This is a genomic window from Cryomorphaceae bacterium, assembly GCA_007695365.1.
Lineage (GTDB): Bacteria > Bacteroidota > Bacteroidia > Flavobacteriales_D > SKUL01 > SKUL01.
This window is the reverse complement of record REDV01000078.1, coordinates 22,360-42,126: the sequence shown is the minus strand read 5'-3', so window position 1 is coordinate 42,126 and position 19,767 is coordinate 22,360. Positions and strand designations below refer to the sequence as shown.

10 protein-coding genes and 1 pseudogene are annotated in these 19,767 nt (G+C 50.5%); 4 read left to right on the top strand and 7 right to left on the bottom strand.

The window, feature by feature from the left end:
- Nucleotides 1-136: 136 nt before the first annotated feature.
- Nucleotides 137-679 carry an NYN domain-containing protein gene (locus EA392_06475; protein ID TVR39386.1) on the top strand — a complete coding sequence of 181 codons (543 nt, stop codon included), beginning with the start codon at nucleotides 137-139 and terminating at the stop codon, nucleotides 677-679.
- Nucleotides 680-688: 9 nt separating this feature from the next.
- Here EA392_06475 and acs read toward each other — a convergent pair whose 3' ends face one another.
- The 3 genes from acs to EA392_06460 form a co-directional block, all read right to left on the bottom strand.
- Complete coding sequence (gene acs, locus EA392_06470; GenBank protein TVR39385.1) at nucleotides 689-2,584, bottom strand: acetate--CoA ligase; 1,896 nt, start codon at nucleotides 2,582-2,584, stop codon at nucleotides 689-691.
- Between the two features lie 42 nt (nucleotides 2,585-2,626).
- Entirely contained in the window at nucleotides 2,627-10,204 is a 7,578-nt protein-coding gene (locus EA392_06465; GenBank protein TVR39384.1) for a hypothetical protein, read from the bottom strand.
- Nucleotides 10,205-10,339: 135 nt separating this feature from the next.
- Nucleotides 10,340-11,398 (bottom strand): endonuclease/exonuclease/phosphatase family protein, encoded by a 1,059-nt coding sequence (locus tag EA392_06460; GenBank protein ID TVR39383.1) that lies wholly within the window; start codon nucleotides 11,396-11,398, stop codon nucleotides 10,340-10,342.
- A 182-nt stretch (nucleotides 11,399-11,580) separates the two neighbouring features.
- Here EA392_06460 and EA392_06455 point away from each other — a divergent pair, with 182 nt between their 5' ends.
- From EA392_06455 to EA392_06445, 3 genes are read left to right on the top strand one after another with little or no spacing between them, the layout of a single operon-like run.
- Nucleotides 11,581-14,121 (top strand): Plug domain-containing protein, encoded by a 2,541-nt coding sequence (locus EA392_06455; protein ID TVR39382.1) that lies wholly within the window; start codon nucleotides 11,581-11,583, stop codon nucleotides 14,119-14,121.
- A gap of 5 nt (nucleotides 14,122-14,126) precedes the next feature.
- Nucleotides 14,127-15,443, top strand: coding sequence for a hypothetical protein (locus tag EA392_06450; GenBank protein TVR39381.1), 1,317 nt, complete (start codon nucleotides 14,127-14,129; stop codon nucleotides 15,441-15,443).
- Between the two features lie 20 nt (nucleotides 15,444-15,463).
- The gene (locus tag EA392_06445) at nucleotides 15,464-16,795 is read left to right on the top strand and encodes a T9SS C-terminal target domain-containing protein (protein TVR39380.1); all 1,332 of its coding nucleotides are present in this window, start codon (nucleotides 15,464-15,466) and stop codon (nucleotides 16,793-16,795) included.
- 421 nt (nucleotides 16,796-17,216) lie between these two features.
- Here EA392_06445 and EA392_06440 read toward each other — a convergent pair whose 3' ends face one another.
- The 4 genes and pseudogenes from EA392_06440 to EA392_06425 all read right to left on the bottom strand — a co-directional run bounded on the left by EA392_06440 (nucleotide 17,217) and on the right by EA392_06425 (nucleotide 19,753).
- The gene (locus EA392_06440) at nucleotides 17,217-17,678 is read right to left on the bottom strand and encodes a biopolymer transporter ExbD (GenBank protein TVR39379.1); all 462 of its coding nucleotides are present in this window, start codon (nucleotides 17,676-17,678) and stop codon (nucleotides 17,217-17,219) included.
- A gap of 446 nt (nucleotides 17,679-18,124) precedes the next feature.
- Nucleotides 18,125-18,403: pseudogene (locus EA392_06435) on the bottom strand (biopolymer transporter ExbD).
- Nucleotides 18,404-18,419: 16 nt separating this feature from the next.
- A complete protein-coding gene (locus EA392_06430) occupies nucleotides 18,420-18,878 on the bottom strand; it encodes a hypothetical protein (GenBank protein ID TVR39378.1) in 459 nt (152 codons plus the stop codon).
- Between the two features lie 2 nt (nucleotides 18,879-18,880).
- Nucleotides 18,881-19,753, bottom strand: a complete 873-nt coding sequence (locus tag EA392_06425; GenBank protein ID TVR39377.1) for a MotA/TolQ/ExbB proton channel family protein — start codon at nucleotides 19,751-19,753, stop codon at nucleotides 18,881-18,883.
- Nucleotides 19,754-19,767 lie beyond the last annotated feature (14 nt).

Below are 19,767 nucleotides of genomic sequence, written 5' to 3'. Positions count from 1 at the left end.
TTGATAGTCAGCACTGAACCCCGCCTTGCAGCGGGGTTTTTTTGTGCACTGCAGTAAAGAGGCGATAAACTTGCTTTTCGCGAACATTGTGTAACATTGCACCATTACTTATCACAAACAATCTATACAAGCAGGTATGAATCAAACGCGGATATCAGTCTTTCTGGATGGCTCTAACTTTTTTTTCATGCAGAAAGACGCGTTGGGTTGGTTTTGCGATCCAAAGAAAATTCTCGATTACATTGAATCGTACGGCACCATTGTAGATGCCTTTTACTACATCGGTACTGAGGGGCCGTCGGCTGTGAAGCAAGACGCCTTTTTACGCGCCTTGCCCCAAATGGGCTATTCTTTGGTTACCAAGCCTATTAAAACCATTTTCGACGCGAGTTCTGGTAAGAAAATCCGCAAATCGAATCTGGATATTGAAATTGCGCTCGACATGTTTAACACCATCGACAACTACGACAAAGCCGTGCTGATCAGTGGGGATGGAGATTTTGAGCGCGCACTGCGACTCCTTAAAGCGCGGGGCAAACAGTTTTTGGTGGTTGCCACTGAGCAGTTTGTTGCGCGTGAGTTGCGGGATGTTGCCGGCCGTCATTTCATTGACCTCGCTAACATCCGTGAGCACGTAGAAAAGGCTCAACGTAGCTACTCCGACAATGACGACGAGTAGTTATTCCGGCTACAAGGCAGACGCTTTGATTTCCTCTACAACCTCAGGGTCGAGCAGGGTAGAAGTGTCACCAATCTGGTCTGCCTGACCTTCGGCGATTTTGCGCAAAACACGTCGCATGATTTTGCCGGAGCGGGTTTTGGGTAACCCGCTTACGATTTGAATTTTATCAGGCTTGGCAATCGGACCGATTTGTTTTACCACCATGTCGGTAATTTCCTTTCGCATCTTATCCGGGTTATCAAGGCCCTGCGACACAATTACGTATGCGTAGATTCCCTGCCCTTTGATGTCGTGCGGATAGCCCACTACGGCACTTTCAATCACTGCTTCGTGTTCATCAATAGCGTCTTCAATTTCGGCCGTACCAAATCGGTGCCCCGACACGTTGATCACGTCATCCACACGTCCCGTTATCCTGTAGTACCCGTCGGCATCGCGTTTGGCCCCATCGCCGGTGAAGTATTTGTTCTCGAAGGCTGAAAAGTAGGTGAGGCGCAGCCGTTCATGGTCGCCCCAGGTAGTGCGGAGCATTCCGGGCCACGGAAATTTGATACAAAGGTTGCCTTCCACACCGGTTCCTTCCAATTCGTTGCCTTCAGAATCTACGATTGCGGGCTGAACACCGGGTAGTGGTAGCGTGGCAAAACTCGGTTTGAGGGGTGTGCGGCCGGCCAATGGTGAAATGAGAATACCTCCCGTTTCGGTTTGCCACCACGTATCCACAATGGGGCAGTTGCCTTTGCCCACTACTTCATGGTACCACTCCCAGGCTTCTTCGTTGATGGGCTCACCAACGGAGCCCAATACTTTGAGGGAGCTGAGGTTGTATTTTTCAACAAATTCGTTGCCGTGAGCCATCAATGCACGAATGGCCGTGGGCGCAGTGTAGAAGATGTTTACGCGGTATTTTTCAACCACGTCCCAAAAGCGACCTGCATCGGGATATGTAGGCACCCCTTCGAACATGATGCTCGTAGCGCCTGCCAGTAAAGGTCCGTAGATGATGTAGGTGTGACCGGTGATCCAGCCGATATCTGCCGTACACCAGTACACCTGACCGGGTATGTATTGAAAAACATTGCGAAAGGTGTACTCGGCATATACCATATAGCCGCCCGTGGTGTGCACCACTCCTTTTGGTTTTCCTGTGGAGCCGGATGTGTAAAGTATAAAGAGTACATCTTCAGCATCCATTTCTTCAGCCTCGAGATTTGTATTACAATCAGACACGAGATTGTGCCACCATATGTCTCTGACTTCGTTCATTGGCGGGTTCGATTTTACGTGTTCGTAAACCACCACTTGCCTCACCGAGGGGCAATCTGTGAGCGCATCGTCAACAATGCTTTTAAGATCAATGGTTTTTGCTCCGCGATATCCCCCGTCTGAGGTAACAACTACTTTGCAATCAGCATCTTGAATCCTGTCTCTTAGGGATTTGGCCGAAAAGCCTGCGAATACAACGGAGTGAATAGCTCCTATTCGGGCGCAAGCGAGAACCGCAACAGCCAACTGCGGAACCATGGGCATATAAATACACACCCGGTCTCCTTTCTCTACGCCGAGTTTCTTCAATCCATTGGCAAACCGATTAACACGCTCGTATAATTCGCGATAGCTTATGTCTCTGTGTACAACCGATGGGTCGTTCGGAATCCACCTGAGGGCTATTTTCTCTCCGTTTTCTGCGAGATGACGATCCAGGCAGTTTTCGGTTATATTGAGCTTGCCATCGGAGAACCATTCTACTCGTGGGGTATTAAACTCCCAATTTAAGACCTTTTTCCAGCGTTTTCGCCACCGGAATGTCGATGCAATGTCAGCCCAGAAAGCTTCAGGGTTCTCTACGCTTTTCTTGTAATGTTGGTGGTATTCTTCGAGGGAATTAATCTTCTGTATCATGCACTTTTTCTTTGAGCCCCCAAGGTAAGAAAAAGCGCGGGGCTATCGAATTAGCATGACTGTTCCGGTGCTTTCTTTGCGCAGGGTTGAGTAGCGGTCTTTGATGCGCAAAGTCCATACATACAGTTGGTTGTCGTCGTAGAAATCGCCGGTCATGTCGGCGCCATTCCATTTGGCTTCGGGGTCGGTGGTATTCCAAACGAGCTGGCCTCTTCGGTTAAAGATTTTGAATTCGTATTCCACAATGTCAACTCCCTCCATCACCGGATAGAAAAGATCGTTTATTCCATCTCCATTGGGCGAGAAGGCATTGGGGATGTACACAAACAGGTCGGCCTCAATCTCCACCACCTCACAGTATTGGTCAAAACAGCCGTCTTCATCAATCGCGGTTAAGCACACTTCGTACTCACCGGGCATTTCACTTGGGAATTCCACTTCGGGACTGAATGTAAAGTAGCTGCCCAGTTCGCCCATATCCCAAAAATACTGGACGCCCCCGTTGCTTTGGTTCTTAAACTGTACCACCGGATTACTCAGTGAAGGACGTTCCGGGATGTAGCTGAACATGGCTTGCGGCCCGATGGTATTGATGTAGTTGTATTCGGTTACGGTGGCCTTGCAGCCAAAAGGAGAGGTTACGGTGAGGCTCACATGGTACTGACCCTGATTCGGATAGTAGGTAGTAACACTTGGAACGCAGGTGTTGGCAATCATCCCGTTTCCAAAATTCCAGCTACAGGAACCCAGAAACCCGGGGCTGGTGAGGTTCTGAAAAGAGATAACTGCCGGGGCGCATGCGGTATCTATGGTTGAGGTAAACTGCACTACCGGCATAGGGTGTACGATAACCTGAACCTGGCCCAGTGCGTCGCACCCGAAATCGTTGGACGCTGTTACGGTGTAGAGTTGGTCCGAAGGCGGATACACCCAGGTAATGGGCGAGTTGGGCATGGCCACATTGGTTTCGGGCGACCATTGAACTTCACTGGCACTGCTTACCTGCAATTGTGCGGCTCCACCCTGGCACATACTCACTTGGTTGTTGGTTTGCAAAACAGGGGTAGGGAGCACAGTAATCGTTACTTCATCCGTGTCTGAACAGCCGTTGTTACTCACCGTAACTGTAAACGTATAGCTCATGGGAACCAAAGGAGCAGTGGGAGGCACAAATTGGGGATTGGATGCTTCGGGGTTGCTGAGGAGTTGCGGGTTGCTCCAAAGGTATTGCCAGCCGGTTTGTGAAGCTGTTCCCAGCTGAAAACCCTCCGGAGTGTAACAAAGCTCCTGGTCGTTTCCGGCAAAGGCTATAGGGGCAGGGGTAACTTCAATCTCGGCTTCGCCATTGGCATTACCCTCGCAGAACTGGTCTTCCACTTCCAGAAGTATAAACGTTCCAGGGTTACCCGACTCAAAGTTGTAAACCGTTTGGGGAGTTACTATTTCAGGCTGAGGCACACCATCAATGGCATACATAAATGTGAAGGGCGCCGTACCGCTAAGCTGAACCTGCATTTGTGCGTTCTCACCCTCGCACACCTGGCCACCACCCGAAAGAATTCCCTGCGGCAGAGGCGCGAACTGAGCATTGGCAACACCGGAAGTTGTACCCGAACAAAAAGCGTTGGAAACGAGCACGGGCTGTAATTGGCTGTTGGATACAAGGGGTATTTGAATAAGGGCTTCCTCCGAAGTAACAATCGGTTGAGGCACATTATTGATGTTGTACTGGAAGCTGTACGGACCGGTACCAGAGAATTGCACAGTGGCCCAAATGGTATCTCCCATACATGCAGAACCTGATCCCGACACGCTAGCCGTTGGGGTGTCGGCAAAAACCACCGGTGTTCCTACTGACACAGACAAGAGCGGGTCATTGAAGTCAACGGCTCCGGTTCCGTCGTCGTTGCCTACCACTGCGCAGATGTAGTAGGTTACCCCGTACTGCATACCCGGCTGAAAGGTAAATGAGGGTGTTGACCCCTGCGCATAAACGGTTCCCAGGGGTAAGCTGGGGTTGCTCTGCAGAATGAACATCAGGGCGTCATTTCCATCCAGCGTATGGTCGTTGTTGTGAATGGCTGCAGCGGGGTCTGCACCACAAACCTGCAGAGTTTGCTGGCTCATGGTGCCCGAGTAGGTGAGGTTGGGGCACACGTTGTTGCCGCTCACATTCACTACCTGACATCCATTGGCATCCTGCACATTGAAATTGTAGGTGCCTCCGTTGGGAATGGCATCGCTTACAAATTGGTTTCCGGTGAGGGTTCCGCTGCCACCTGATACGGAGTAGCTGTTTGGATCACCGCCCGAGATGGTAAAACTCACCTGGTAGTTGATGTTTCCGTCGATGCAACTAACCACAACATCTGAAACTTGCGGCGTACCGAAGAAATCTATGTTTACCTCGCCCTCATCGGTGCAATCATTGCCGGCATCAATGACCCAGATGAAGGTGTAGGACCCATATTCAGGAACGACTGCTGTTGCATTGGGCGCGGACGCGTTAGGGTTGAACACAACGCCGGGCGCACCCAGCCATTCGCCTCCTGCGCCGGTGGCCTGAAGCTGATAGGATAGACCGCACACAAAGTCATCGTTACCAGCGTCGGCAACGGGCTGTGAAGTGAAGTCTATTTCAATGCTGTCTTCGTCTGAGCAATTTCCGTTGGTTTCGGTCCATGTGAGGGTGTATGTGCCCTGTGCGGGAACTGTAACGATGGCGTTGGGGTTTGATGCTGCCGGCGAGAACGTTACTCCGGGTTCGGAGGCGGTCCACACTCCATTTCCGGCGGAGGGCGCGGCTGATAGCAGGTGATTCAGTCCACACACCGTGGTGTTGTTTCCGGCCTGGGCAATGGGCTGCTCTGTGAAGAGCACTTCTACCTCGTCTGAAGTGGCACAGATGGCTGAAGTTTCTGTCCATGTAAGGGTGTAGGTGCCATAATTGAGGGCCGAAACTCCGCTGGTGGGACTGGATTCATCTTCGAAAATAATCCCTGCAGGCCCGCTCCAACTTCCCTCGCCCCCTGCGGGTAAAGCGGCGAGTTGTGCTTCAAGTCCGCAAGCTACTACATCTGTACCGGCGTTGGCCACTGCCGCCTCAATAAAAGTAATGGTTACTTCGTCCTCATCCTCACAGCCCGGCCCAGCCGAAAGCTGCCAGGTAAGGGTGTAGGTACCGAAGTCATCTGCGGTTACCGTGGCACTCGCATCATTCGGATTGCTAAAAGTGAGGCCCGGAACGGGGAGCCAGCTTCCTGTGGGTACGTTTCCGGAAGCGCCAAGGGAATATTCGAGCCCGCATACTGAGGCATCCTCGCCTGCATGTGCAACGGGCTCATCAATGAAAGAAATCTCAACTGCTGCGCTGTCGATACACGCCCCCTCGGTTTCCACCCAGTAGAGGGTATAGGAGCCTACTAAACCTGCCTCAATCGCAGCACTTGGATTGAATACATCTGATATCACAATTCCCGAAGGCACATTCCAGTTACCACCTCCAGTAGCAGAAACCGCAGAGAGTTCGTGCACCAATCCGCAAACTCCTGCGTCGGGGCCTGCATTCAATGCCGGGAGGAGATCAAACTGAACGACAACTTCATCGCTGGCACTGCAATTACCGTTGCTCACTGTCCAGGTGAAGATGTAAGTGCCCGGCGTAGTAACCTCAACCAATGACTGTGGGTTGCCGGGGTTGCTCCATACTCCTTCTGGTCCGCTCCAAAGTCCACTTCCAACGGTTGGGTTCTGGGCATTGAGATTGATAGACAGCCCGCAGACATCAAAATCCTCACCCGCCACAGCTTGAGGGATCTCCAAAAATGTTAGGGTTATTTCGTCGTTGTCCGTACAGTTGTTGCCATTATCTTCGGTCCAAATAAGTTGAAAGGCCCCGTATTCGGCAGAGGTCACCAAGGCGTTGGGATCGCTTGGGTCGGAGAAGGAGATGCCCGGGTCAGAAGAACTCCATGCACCGGAGAGACCTGAAGGAATTGCGGCAAGGTTGGCCTGCAGTCCGCAAATACTGTCGTTGGCACCAGCATTGGCTTCTGGGAAAGCCACAAAGGTCACATCCACTGATGCGCTGTCAACACAGCCAAAGCCATTGTTTTCTACCCACCAAAAAGTAATGGTTCCGGGTGAGGGGGCTTCGACTGTAGCAAACCCTGCTACGCCCTGTGTTATATCTGCCGCGCTATTGGTGAACCACAGGCCAGTTCCCGATGAGGGAAGGGCTTGCAGTTCGGCCTGCAAACCGCACACTACGGCATCAGAACCCGGGTTGGCCGCGGGTTGCTCAACTAACTGTACAGTAACGTGCGAGGTATCGGTACACCCGTTGTTGTTTAGCTCCCATATCAGAGTAACAGGACCGTAGTCAAGAGCCTCAAGGGTTGCATCTGGACTGTTGATGTCAGAAACCGAGGCCCCAAGCGGAACAGACCAGGTGCCCGTACCCAGGCCTGTTTCGGCTTGCAGGTTATAGGACAGACCACAAGAAGCGGCGTCGGGGCCGGCGTTGGCTTCAGGAATTTCGGTGAACTCAACTTCAACCAAGCTCGAATCAAGACAGCCGTTGTTGTCGGCCAGAAATGTAAATGACCATGTACCGTAATCCGGAGCAGTCACTGTTGCTTCTTGCTGATTGGCACCGGGGTTAAATTCCGTTCCGGGAGGCCCCGTCCAGAGCGTGGTTCCGATGTTGGTGCTTCCTGAGAGCAGGGCTTCAGGGCCGCAAACCTGGGTGTCAGCTAATGCTTCTGTTTGGGGAATGAGCCAGAAGGTAACTTCGCGGGTGTTGCTGCTTATGCAACCATGCTCATTGTCTTCTGTCCACGTGAGTGTATAGCTGCCTTGTTGCGGGACTTCAATCTGTGGTGCCGGGTTATTGGCGTCAGAAAAAATGACCTCCGGGTCACTGGAAGTCCAAACCCCCTGCCCCACGCTTGGCACAGCTCCATTGGCGTTGAAGGCAAAGTCATAATCAAGGCCGCACGCTTCAACATCCTGACCGGCGTTGGCCACGGGTTGTTCCACAAAAAGAATGGTAACCTCATCAGCATCCTGACAGGTAAAGCCATTGTCTTCCTGCCATACAAATGTATGCAGGCCGTATTGGGGTGCGTTAACCGTGGCCTGCGGGTCGGCGGAGTCGGGCAGGAAAATTGTGCCATTGGGTCCGCTCCAAAAACCCGCTCCGAAAGAAGGCGTGGCGTTCAGCTGGTATTCCAGTCCGCAGATGGTGTCGTTCAAGCCGGCATCTGCCAATGGCGGGTCAATAAAAGTGATTTGCACGGTGTCGGTAGCTGAACACCAGTCGTCTGAGATGTGCCAAACCGCGATGTAAGTTCCTGCGCTGCCGGCAATGACTGTGGCATTCGGAGCGTTTACAATCGGCTCAAAACTTAGCCCAGCACCAATACCCGACCAGAACCAGCTTGTACCGCCTGTGGTGGCTTGCAGCCCGTATTCATAACCGCAAATGGAGTCTGCAGGTATGCCTGCATCGGCTATCAAAGGCTCACCAAATGTTATGAGCACCGAATCCACACCACCGCAGTTATTACCGAGGTCAAGTTGCCAGTAAAACCAGTAGGAGCCATATTCATTGACTGTGACGGTGGCTTCGGGGTCAAATGGATCGGGGTCAAATACTGCTCCGGGCGGACCTGTCCAGAAAGGTTCCCCAATAGGGGTTATTTCCGCAGAGAGCGTGTAGGTCAGCCCACAGATTCCGTCATTCGGGCCAGCTTCGAGGGCCGGCGGGTTGGCCACGGTTATGGTTACGCTGTCAACCCCGGTACAGGCGTTAAAGTCGTCTTCGTACCAATAAAAGGTCCATGTTCCGTTGTTGGCTACCACGATGGGTGCGTTGGGATCGAACCAGGACGTGAGAAAAGTGGTTCCGGAACCAGAGGGCGCTTCCCAAAAACCATATTGGGCATCAGGCACTGCTTGCAACTCGTAGAATACATCACAAGCGAAATCATCAGGCCCGGCATAGGTGTTGGGAAATGGCGGGAACTCTACTGAGAGCACGGTATCAATTTCGCAATTTAGGATATTGTCTGATACCTGTATGCTATAGTCGCCGGCAGGAATGTTAAATAGGTTTGGCACAGTGTCGCCGGTATCCCAGAGATATGAGTAGTCACCCGACCCCCAGGGTATGTTGAGCAATATGGAGGCATCATTCAGAAAGCAGCTTTCACTTGTGAGCTGTATGTTCATGTCTTTGAGGGCAATTGCCACCACAACAGTATCGGTGTTGATGCAAGCAGTGTTGTCGTTCAGGCCTGTAACAAGATAGGTGGTTGTTTGAGTCGGAGTGGCAATCGGATTAGGGCAATCAGTGCACGAAAAATTCACTCCCGGAATGATTGGATCACCACTGAAAGATTGCCAGATATAATCTGTGTCTCCGGTTACCTGAAGTTGGGCAGATTCGCCCTCGCAGATTACGATATTAGGTCCTGCATTAACTCCAACGGTGGGCGTGACAATGAAGCTCCAATATGCCACCCCAAAAACCGGACAAGCATCATCCTGAGCAGCCAGGTTTACCTGAATACTGTTTGAAAAGCCCAAAGGTACATCCCAGCAAATTTCAGCTACGGCGGGATTTGTACCCGATACATTGAAAGTGCTTCCCGGCAGGATGTTCTGCACTTGAGAGCTCAGGGTGATTTCTGTTGCGGGGTTTACCGATGAAAACGATACTTCGGCGCAAAACTGGTCTCCACCACACACTTCAATGATATTGCCGTCTACAAGAGTTCCGCTACCTGTGATACTGGAAAAACCGCCGTCCTCAGGTTGCGGAACCGGTTGCGGGCAGTTCTCAACAACAAAAATAAAGTCCTTTCGGATTTTGCCAATCAACACACCTGCTGAGTTGAATTCTTCTACCTCTATCACCACGGTGTAAAGCCCTGTATTGGTGGCGGTGAATGAGAGTTGGCCCGTGTTGTTTCCAATGGTAATTCCCGGTATGGGAGCTATACCAGAGAACCCCGCCTCATAGGGCACAGGAAACCCACCGAAATTGAGAGCGGAAACAAGGTAGTATCTCAAGCTGTCTCCGTCAAACTCCTGAACCCCCATGTTGTAATTAACCTGTTGGTTTACGCAAACGTAGGGTATGTTTTGTTCAGTAATGACAGGAGAGTTGTTGCAAGGGGCCTCGAGATTATTCAAAAACGCATTAACCCGATAGCATGGACCGTCACTGTCGTTCACATTGTTTGTTTCAGTCCGAACACAAAGCTGCCAGAAAATCTCCCAATTGAAGCATGTTTGAAGGGTCACCACGGTTTTGTACTGATGGATTTGAATACCCGGCCAAAAACCACCGTTGCAAGTTGAGTTCGGCAGCGCAGATGGACACAGCTGCGATACTTCGCTTGTGCTGGTTTGTTGCGCAAATTGATTAAGAAAAAACCCGCAAGAGGAGGTGAACTGAATCATTTGCTGGTTTTGCAGCGTTGCTTCAGCACAGTTTCGATAAATGGTGAGTGTTATTTCATATTCGTTTCCGCCCAGACATTCATAAGTGATATCAGCACCTGCAATATGGCCTGCCTGCAGCTGAACCCCGCTAAAAAAAAGCAAGGGCAATAATGCCCCTATGATTCGATTACGCAACAGCCTCAAAACCGCGATTTGATGAAATAGTACTACATACTACGTTGACCACTCTTATTGGTTGTCTGTGTTGGTCAACATCTTGAACAAATATAACGAATCTCTTTCCTATGGCGAGTGCTCGTCAAGCTCGCGCACCAGGATAATATACACAGGAAAGTGGTCGCTGTAGCCTCCGCGAAATGAGTCACCCACATAGGTTCTGAATGGATAGCCGGCAAAAGGGCCGTCGGCCTGACGCAGGTATGGTTTGTTGAATACCCTCGCTCCAAAGTAACGAAAGGCACCGCCTTCGCCCGTTACAAGTGCTTCAGATAATATAATTTGGTCAAAAAGATTCCAGGTGTCGCGCCATGCAAGTGTGCCTATGCCCTTGTGGTACAGGTCTTCCATGGGGTTATATAGGCGCCCCTTCACCGCATCCTCTTTTCTCCTTTCCGAACGAAGACCGCGCCGCACACTAATGTTCACCGGGTCATCGTTGAGGTCGCCCATGTACATGATTCGAGCTAGCGGGTTTTCGGTTAGTAAAGAGTCAATGATGCTCCGACCCAGTTCGGCCGCGGCCACACGCAAATGGCGGCTTCGTTTCTCTCCACCTCGTCGTGAAGGCCAGTGGGCAACGAGTACATGCACGGTATCGCGCTTATCCAATACTCCGCTTACAATCAGCTGGTCGCGGGTGTAAAAGTTAGGCATGTCGGGGATGGTGAGCGTGTAGCTTTTATGGTTCAGCACTTCAAAGTACTTTGGTTGATAGATAAGTGCCACGTCCACCCCTCTTTTATCCGGTGAGTCGTAGTGTACAACATCGTAGCCGCGTTCTTTCAAAATACCCGTATTCGCCAAGTCTTCAACAACATCGCGGTTTTCTACCTCTGCCAGCCCAACAACAGCCAGCCCATCGGGATGAATATCTGCGCCCATTTCGCCAATGACGCGCGCCAGTTTTTCGAGCTTGTCGTAGTAACGCTCAGTATTCCATTTCTTGGGGCTGTCGGGGGTGTATTCGCTATCGCGCACACCCGGAGTATCAATCGTGTCAAACAGGTTTTCAACGTTGTAGAACCCAATGCAGGCTGGCACAAACTCCTGTGCCCGAAGCTCACAGGAAAGGACTATTTGGAAGCTAATAAGGGCTATAAAGTGAATCAGACGGAAAATCATCGTGAAATATTTGAGTCAAAAGTAATGATTGCAGCTAGTGTAGCTTGTTGGCAAAGATGGTTCCAAATTAGATGAAAATCCTTGAAAGCACCGATTACTGTTTTGTTAACTTTGATGTTGTGATGTAAAAAGTTGAGGGGCTTGCGTACTTTTGGCGTCCCAAATCAGAACCGAACAACCAGATGCAAGTCTATTTCCGCGGAATAGTTGTATTTGTACTCTTGTTGAGCACATTACACTTATCGGCCCAAAGGGATACCACGCAGGTTACCCTGACACCTGACACGGTCGATTATTTTTCTCAACCCATGACACCGGATTTCGCCATCTCAGCTGAGGATCTTGAGGCGGAGATGGAATCTCAGGACATTTCAGGAATTCTGCAGTCTTCGCGAGATGTTTTTACCGCCACTGCAGGATTCAATTTCGGGGCTGCGCGTTTCAGGATACGGGGTTACGACTCCAACCATATGCCTATCTCTATCAACGGAATTCAGGTAAATGACCTCGAAACCGGCCGCACTACCTGGTGGCGCTGGGGAGGTCTGAACGATGTTACCCGTTACATGACTGTGCGAACTGGTATTCAACCATCACCCTACAACTTCGGTGGGTTGACTGGCTTTTCGGAAATTGACGTTAGAGCCACCAATTTCAGGCCAGGAACCAATGTATCCTACGCAGCTGCCAACCGCACCTATCGCCATCGCATAATGGCCACACACAGCACCGGGCTAATGGACAACAACTGGGCCTTCACGGTTTCTTTAAGCCGCCGCTGGGCGGGCGAAGGCTATGTTGAGGGCACCTTCATGGATGCCTATGCGTACTTTCTATCAGCGGAGAAAAAAATTAACAACAAGCACAGTTTTGGATTTGTGGGCTACGGGGCGCCCACCATGTCGGCCGGAGCAGGACTCTCGGTGCAGGAAGCCTATGATCTGGCAGGGACCAGTTTTTACAACCCTTTTTGGGGTTTCCAGGCCGGGCAAAAACGCAACGCCCGGGTGCGAAATAACCATCAGCCCATGATGATGGCTACGCACTATTTTACCCCAAACAAAGACACTAAGCTCCAAACATCTGTGTTCTATTCATTTGGACGTAGCGGACAAACCGGGCTGAACTGGTTCGATGCCCGTGACCCACGCCCCGATTTTTACCGATACCTGCCCAGCTTCTACTCGCCCGACGACCCCATGTTTGCCGTTACCACCAACGCCTGGATGAATGATGTGAATGCCCGGCAGATTAACTGGGACGATATGTACTTTGCCAACCGAAAGAACCTGTACACCGTTGAAAACGCCGATGGTATAGAAGGCAACAACATCACCGGAAATCGCAGCAAGTACATTCTGGAGGAAATTCGCGAAGACCTGCAGTTCTATGGGTTTAACACGCTCTACTCTAAACGACTTTCAAACAAGTCGATGCTCAACGGAGGTGGTAGTGCTCAATTTCACCGTAGCCGTAATTTCAGAGTAGTTGAGGATTTGCTGGGGGGCGATTTCTGGGTAGATATAGATCAGTTTGCGATTCGCGATTTTAACGATGACGATCTTGCTCAAAACGATGTGGACAGGCCCAACAGAGTGGTACGTCAGGGAGAGAGTTTTGGTTTTGATTACGATTTGCATGTACACCGGTACAATGTGTTTTTGCAGTACACTTACAGTCTGCGCAAATGGGAGTTTTATGTGGGTGGGGATCTCTCCAACACCTCTTTCTGGCGCCACAGCCGCATGCGCAATGGGCGCTTTCCGGATGAATCGTTTGGAGATTCTGACGTTCAAAGCTTTCTACACTACGGACTCAAGGCGGGGGCTGAATACCGCATCACCGGCCGTCACTACATAACGGCCAATGTTATTCACCAAACCCGTCCGCCGGCGCCCCGGTTTTCTTATCTCTCGCCACGTACGCGTCACGAAGTGATTCCGGGCCTCACTCCTGAGAGCCTCTCGGGTGGAGACCTGAGCTACCACATGCGTTACCCAAAGCTCAAGATTCGGGCAACGGTGTACTATACCGAAATCAACAATCAGGTATGGTCGCGGAGTTTCTGGCATGATGAACTTCGCACTTTTGTGAACTACAGTATGACCGGGGTGGATCACCTCCACATGGGAACCGAGATTGGCGTGCGCGCCAACGTTACACCCACTGTTGAGTTTAACGGGGTGTTTGCCGGGGGGCAGTTTTTGTGGAACTCGCGGCCCACGGCTCAAATCACGCGCGACAATGCCCCTGAAGTGCTTGCAACAGATCGTCGGGTATACCTCAAGAACTTTCGCATTGGTGGAATGCCGCAAACGGCTGCATCCATGGGATTGCGCTACAATTCACCAAAATTTTGGTTTGCCGGTTTCAACGCCAATTTCTTCGCGCACATTTACCTCGACCCGAACCCCGATCGCAGAACCGAAGAGGCTTTGGGCAACTTTGTAACCGATGACCCGCAGTGGAATGAACTGCTGCAGCAAACAAGGCTGGACGACAACTTTACGGTTGATATGTACGCCGGAAAGTCGTGGAGGGTGAAAAGAAAGTATTTTGTTAATTTTAACGTGAATGTTACCAACGTGCTGAACAATCAAACGTTCGCTGTGGGTGGCTTTGAGCAATTGCGCTATGACCGTACCAACATTGACCGGTTTCCGCCGCGCCTAAGCTACCTTTTTGGCCGCACGTTTTTTGCAATGGTTTCATTCAGATTTTAAGCAATATGAAAGGTATTTTTCAAACGGTTTTGGTTGCATTGGCAGGGATCACCTTCCTGGCAACGTCCTCATGCAAACGTGAGTATGATTCTCCGCCCGAGCGCATCATTCCCATAGGACAGATTCTAACCATCGACTCACTGCGGTCCTTACATCAGGGAGAGTCTGTTCGGTTTGACGATGATTTCTCGGTTTATGCAACCGTTACGGCCGATGAAGCCAGCGGTAACCTGTACCGAAACATTCACATCGAGGACGCCACCGGAGCCATCGTGCTACGCCTGAACAACCCCGGAGGACTTTACGAAGGTGACTCTGTTAGGGTGTACTTGCCCGGAACCGTACTCAGTGTTTTTCAGGGAATGATGCAGCTGGACTCGGTGAGCGTGGACAACAATATCATCAAGCAGGCCACACAGCGGTTCAGACAACCAACCACATTAGCGTTAAGTGAAATAAACCCTCAAACCCAGTCGAAATTAATCCGACTGGAGAACGTGGAATTTGCGGCCAGTGAACTGGGCAATACATACGCTGATGCCATTAACCAAAGCTCCCAAAACCGCATCCTTACCGATTGCAACGGCAACTCAATTATTGTTCGAACCAGTGGCTTTGCCAATTTTGCCAACCAGCAGATTCCAGGAGGAAATGGCTCTCTCATCGCCGTGGTGGGTCAGTTTAACAATGATATGCAACTGTTCATTCGCCGTGCTTCCGAAGTGAATCTTACCGGTGAGCGTTGCGACGGAAGCAGCGGAGGCGGAGACTGCGACTATAATGTAAGTCCTGTGCAGGGAGTGGTACAGGACTTCAATGACGTGACCTCCGACAACACTGACTACCTCAATCCGCAATGGCTCAATATCAACGAACAGGGTAATCGCTTTTGGCGAGGCAGAATTTCCACGCAATCCGGGCAAAAATACCTGAGAGCTACAGGCTTTGCCGGGCAAGGTGTTTCCGTGCCGCCTACCGAGATTTGGTTTATTACTCCGCCTGTTCAAACATCTGCCGGTCCGGCCATGTATTTCGAATCGGCTCAGGCTTTCTGGACACACAGCACCGATGACCCATTCCGTGTTTTTATCTCTACAGATTATGATGGATGCGAGATTTCTGATGCCAATTGGACAGAAATCACTAATTTCACAAAACCAAGCAGTTCAAGCGGAAATTACCAGTGGATACAGAGCGGCACCATCAACCTGACCCCCTACCTGCCTCAAGGCTATGACGGCACTTACCACGTGGGCTTCATGTATTATTCAGAAGGAACACAAACCACTACCATCGACATTGACAATATCAACATACAATAACCTTTCAAAAACCAAACAACATGAAACATTTTACCTTACTTTTAATCAGCACCTTATTCGCTTCGCTCGCGTTTGGTCAGCTCATTGACAGCGACTTTAGCGAGTGGGAGAACGGCGATCCCGTGGGGTGGAAAGGGCTGCGCACCAACCTTCCCAATGCAGGCATCATCCAGGTAAACAATGATGAGGGCTTTGGAGATTCTGCAGTACAACTGGTTCGCGAGCAGAGCACCCACCAGCGCTTTTCATCTCAGCCGCAAACGGCACAAGCCGGTGATGTGTATGAGATTACTTTTTGGGCCCGCGGCGCAGGAGAGGTGCGCACCGGACTTTACGACGGACGTGAAACAGGATTTGGATATGCGCCTTACAACGATTATGTGGTGCTTACACCCGAGTGGACACAGTACAGCCAGGTTGTAACCGTGGAGGTAGATACCGATGAAGCTGAATTTATTTTCTCAGTGCGCAACACGGTTGCGCCGGCCCATGTGCAAATTGACAGGGCAATTATTGGTGAGCCTACCATTGACAGCTATTCCATTTTCGACATTCAATTCACCGAGGATCCCGCCGGGGCGTCACCGTTGGTTGGTCAGGTTGTGAGCACCGGAGGTATTGTAACAGCCATCCTTCCCGATGAGGGATTCTTTATTCAGAACCTCAGCGGTCCGTGGCAGGGTATTTTTGTCTTTGGAAACACTTCTGTTTCTCAGGGAGATAGTGTAATTGTGGCAGGTACTGTTCAAGAGCAATTTGGTCTTACTCGAATAGGAGCTTTGCTCGATGTGTCTGTAGAGTCTAGTGGAAATACCTTGCCTGAGGCCGTAGTGGTAGCCACCGGAGATGTGGGTAATGAACCCTGGGAAAGCGTTCTGGTTCAGGTAGTCAATGCCCTTTGCACCAACGCAAATTCCGGCTTCGGTCAATTTATCGTGGATGATGGCACGGGAGAAATACTGATCAACCGCGACATCTATGACTTTCCCGCTTTCCTGAATGAAATTTACTCTATTCGCGGACCACTTTACTATTCTTTCAGCGAGTTTAAGATCATGCCACGCAACATGGACGACGTAGCGATTACTACTTCTGTTCAGGAGTGGAGCTCTGCAGACGTTCGCGTATTCCCTATTCCGGCAACAGACAATGTTACCATCGACTGGAGTGGCCTGAACACAGAATCGCTTGGATACCGTTTGTTTGATCAGCAAGGCCGCGAGGTTGAGTACGGGTTGCTTCGAGACGGTTTGAGCACCATTTCGGTGAACAACCTTCCTGCCGGGGTATATCTGCTTCGTTTGGATAATGACCAGCAGGCCATTCACCAGCGCATCGTAGTAGGTCGTTAAATACCTGCCTTATGAAATGATTAAGCGGAGTGCCATCAACCCGGCACTCCGCTTTTTATTTGCCCCAAATGTCTTGTGGGTGATTCAATATAGGAATGGTCCAAGAACCAGTCTCTTCGCTTTTGTTAGGCATCGAATCAGGCCTATACCAAGGCCTGGGCCAATGGTAAACCCATGAAGTCAATCAGTCTTTTCATCGCGAGGCAAAAGGTACTTTCAGCGCGATGCGCGTACCTTGAGCGCAACCCGGTGTGATTATCGGTGTTTCCTCCCTGCAGTTGGATGCCCGCCAGTACCGCAGACCGGCGTTGCTTCTATTTACAAACCGAGTAGAATGTGGCCGTCTTTGGTACTCGCAAGGCCACCGAAAACAAAAAAAGCGCACCGAAGTACGCTTTTCAAGTCCGGCTGTATTGACAGCTTAACGTCGTTTTCTCTCCGACGTTGAATAGTTAATTTTCAGTGCCATGTACTCACGAAGCTCCTGCTTCACGTCGGTTACAATTCCCATTTTGGTTTCCTTGTCAACCTTCATGGAAGTTGTAATCAGAGGTCGTTCTGCCTCCTGACGTGCTTCGCGGTTTTGTTCAATCCACGGTCCTATTTCGCTCACTTCTGCGAAGGCATCATCGAGCTGAATACGGGGTAATGTTCCGAGACGCTCGTCAATAGGAGGTCCAATGTTGATGTAGTCAACAAGGGCTTTTTTCTCCAGTTTATGGATTTCGGAGGCGGCCGGTGGATTCACACGCACCATCAGTTCCTGCTCGCGCATCACGGTGGTTACCATGAAAAAGAACAGCAGCATGAACACGATGTCTGGCAGCGATGCAGTAGAAATCGCACCAGAGCCTTTGCTTTGTTTTTTCTTGAATTTAGACATGGTTACCTGCGGGTATTTACGGGTTCTGCTTCAGAAATACGTTGAGGGAACACCTGCCTGATAGCAGTAATCTTGTCCTTATCGTCGCGCAGCGGGTTGAGTTGATCGTAGGTGACTCCGAATTTCTCCATCGAGAGGTCATCCCGAAGTTGGTTTACCGCGCTTTGCAGCTCGTTCTGCACCTGAATATACATGTCGTAGGAGGTTCCGTTGTCATTTTGCAACGATATAAGCGCAGAGGATGGTAACTCCTTGAATTCACCGAGCAGTTCAACGGCCATGAGGTTGTTTTCCCATTTGTTCAGAGCGCTTTTGGCTTTATCATTGTCGGGGTTTTCTGCCAGCGCTGCTTTTGCTTCGTTGATTCTTTCCAACGCATCGGCGCGTCTTACCCATGTGCGTTCCGGTAATTCGGGGTCAACGTATTCGTCGCTGAAAACTCCGCTATTGGTTAAGAATTCCATGGCGCCGGCTTTGAGGTCTTCAATGCGCATGGGTTCTTTTTCTACCAGTAGCTGGTCATTAGCATTTACGAGTACTTCGTACACGTTACGCTCGCGAACAATAGGGGGGTCTGGGTCTTCTTCATCAATGGGCGGAGGAAGGATTCGCAAAATTCCTCTGTCAGTATCCATTGTGGTTGTTACCAGAAAGAATATCAACAGCAGGAAGGCGATGTCTGCCATCGAGCCGGCATTGATTTCCGAAAGTTCTCTTCTTGCCATGAACAGTTTTTTGCTGTTACTTGAATAAACGCGCTATTTCCGAAAATACTGCGGCACCTACGGTTAAAATTCCGAAGATATACACCGCAATGATTCCGGTTCCTGAAAACTTCACAGTTTCAGGTGATGGGGGCTCGGTGCCACCCATGGAGTATGCACGCAACACTTCATCGGAGGCCAGCAGGTAGCTCACAAATATGACACCCACAAAAATGGCCGCTCCCACCAGTGCGCCTTTGGATTTGCCAAAGTTGGTGAAGAAGTGGTACACGCCAAAAAGGATTCCGAACAGGGCAGCCGCAATAAATCCGATGTAACAAACGTACATGGCTGCTCCAACGTATCCGTCAATTTCCGCGCGGTTCATGTTAACACTGTCCCAGTTAAGATAGGTCAGCATCACGAAGAGCAAACCTATCCCGGCAACAGCGTACATGAGGCCTTTGGAAATGATTCCTACCATTTTCTCACTCATGACTATCCGTTTTTAGCGATGTTGTGCTTAATCAGCATATCTACCAGCGCAATCGAGGCGTCTTCCATGTTGTTCACGATGCCGTCAATTTTTGCCAGAATGTAGTTGTAGAAAATTTGCAGAATGATCGCCACAATAAGACCTGATACCGTGGTGATCAGTGCTACCTTGATACCGCCTGCCACAATTGCGGGAGAAATATTGTTTTCTGCTGCAATGTTGTCGAAGGCGCTGATCATACCGATTACCGTTCCCATGAACCCGAGCATCGGTGCCAGTGCGATAAAGAGCGAAATCCAGCTAAGTCCTTTTTCGAGCAGACCCATTTGAACACCTCCGTAGGCAACTACTGATTTTTCAACCATTTCGATGCCCTCGCTTGAGCGGTCAAGTCCTTGATAGAAGATGCTGGCAACCGGCCCCTGGGTGTTGCGGCATACCTCTTTGGCCGCCTCTACACCACCCGACTGAAGCGCGCTTTCGATGTTGTTCAGCAGCTTTTGAGTGTTGGTGGTTGACATGTTGAGGTAAACGATTCGCTCAATGCACAGGGCGAGGCCCAGAATCAAACAAACCAATACAAACGACATAAAACGAGGGTCACCATCAATAAAGAGGCGTTTTACCTCCTGGTGGAAGCTCAAATCCTGAGAAGCTTGTTCTTCTGCTTTTTCGAGAGCAGCCTGCTCAGCGGCGCGGCGGCTTTCTTCTTTTTGGGCAGCTTCAGCCGCAGCTCTTTCTTCGGCTTCTTTCTGCGCTGCCATTTCCTCCTCGGTCAATTCAATTTCCCCGGTGTTGTCCTGGGCAAAGGAGTGATAAGCAGGTGTGAAGATCAGGAAACCTGCCAACGTTAAAAGTGAGAGTAACTTTTTCATGTGTTTGTTGTTTG

Bases quoted from the DNA above. Each gene is read 5' to 3' on its own strand.
- EA392_06475 (TVR39386.1), top strand. From the start codon at position 137: ATGAATCAAACGCGGATATCAGTCTTTCTGGATGGCTCTAACTTTTTT.
- acs (TVR39385.1), bottom strand. From the start codon at position 2,584: ATGATACAGAAGATTAATTCCCTCGAAGAATACCACCAACATTACAAG.
- EA392_06460 (TVR39383.1), bottom strand. From the start codon at position 11,398: ATGATTTTCCGTCTGATTCACTTTATAGCCCTTATTAGCTTCCAAATA.
- EA392_06455 (TVR39382.1), top strand. From the start codon at position 11,581: ATGCAAGTCTATTTCCGCGGAATAGTTGTATTTGTACTCTTGTTGAGC.
- EA392_06450 (TVR39381.1), top strand. From the start codon at position 14,127: ATGAAAGGTATTTTTCAAACGGTTTTGGTTGCATTGGCAGGGATCACC.
- EA392_06445 (TVR39380.1), top strand. From the start codon at position 15,464: ATGAAACATTTTACCTTACTTTTAATCAGCACCTTATTCGCTTCGCTC.
- EA392_06440 (TVR39379.1), bottom strand. From the start codon at position 17,678: ATGTCTAAATTCAAGAAAAAACAAAGCAAAGGCTCTGGTGCGATTTCT.
- EA392_06430 (TVR39378.1), bottom strand. From the start codon at position 18,878: ATGAGTGAGAAAATGGTAGGAATCATTTCCAAAGGCCTCATGTACGCT.
- EA392_06425 (TVR39377.1), bottom strand. From the start codon at position 19,753: ATGAAAAAGTTACTCTCACTTTTAACGTTGGCAGGTTTCCTGATCTTC.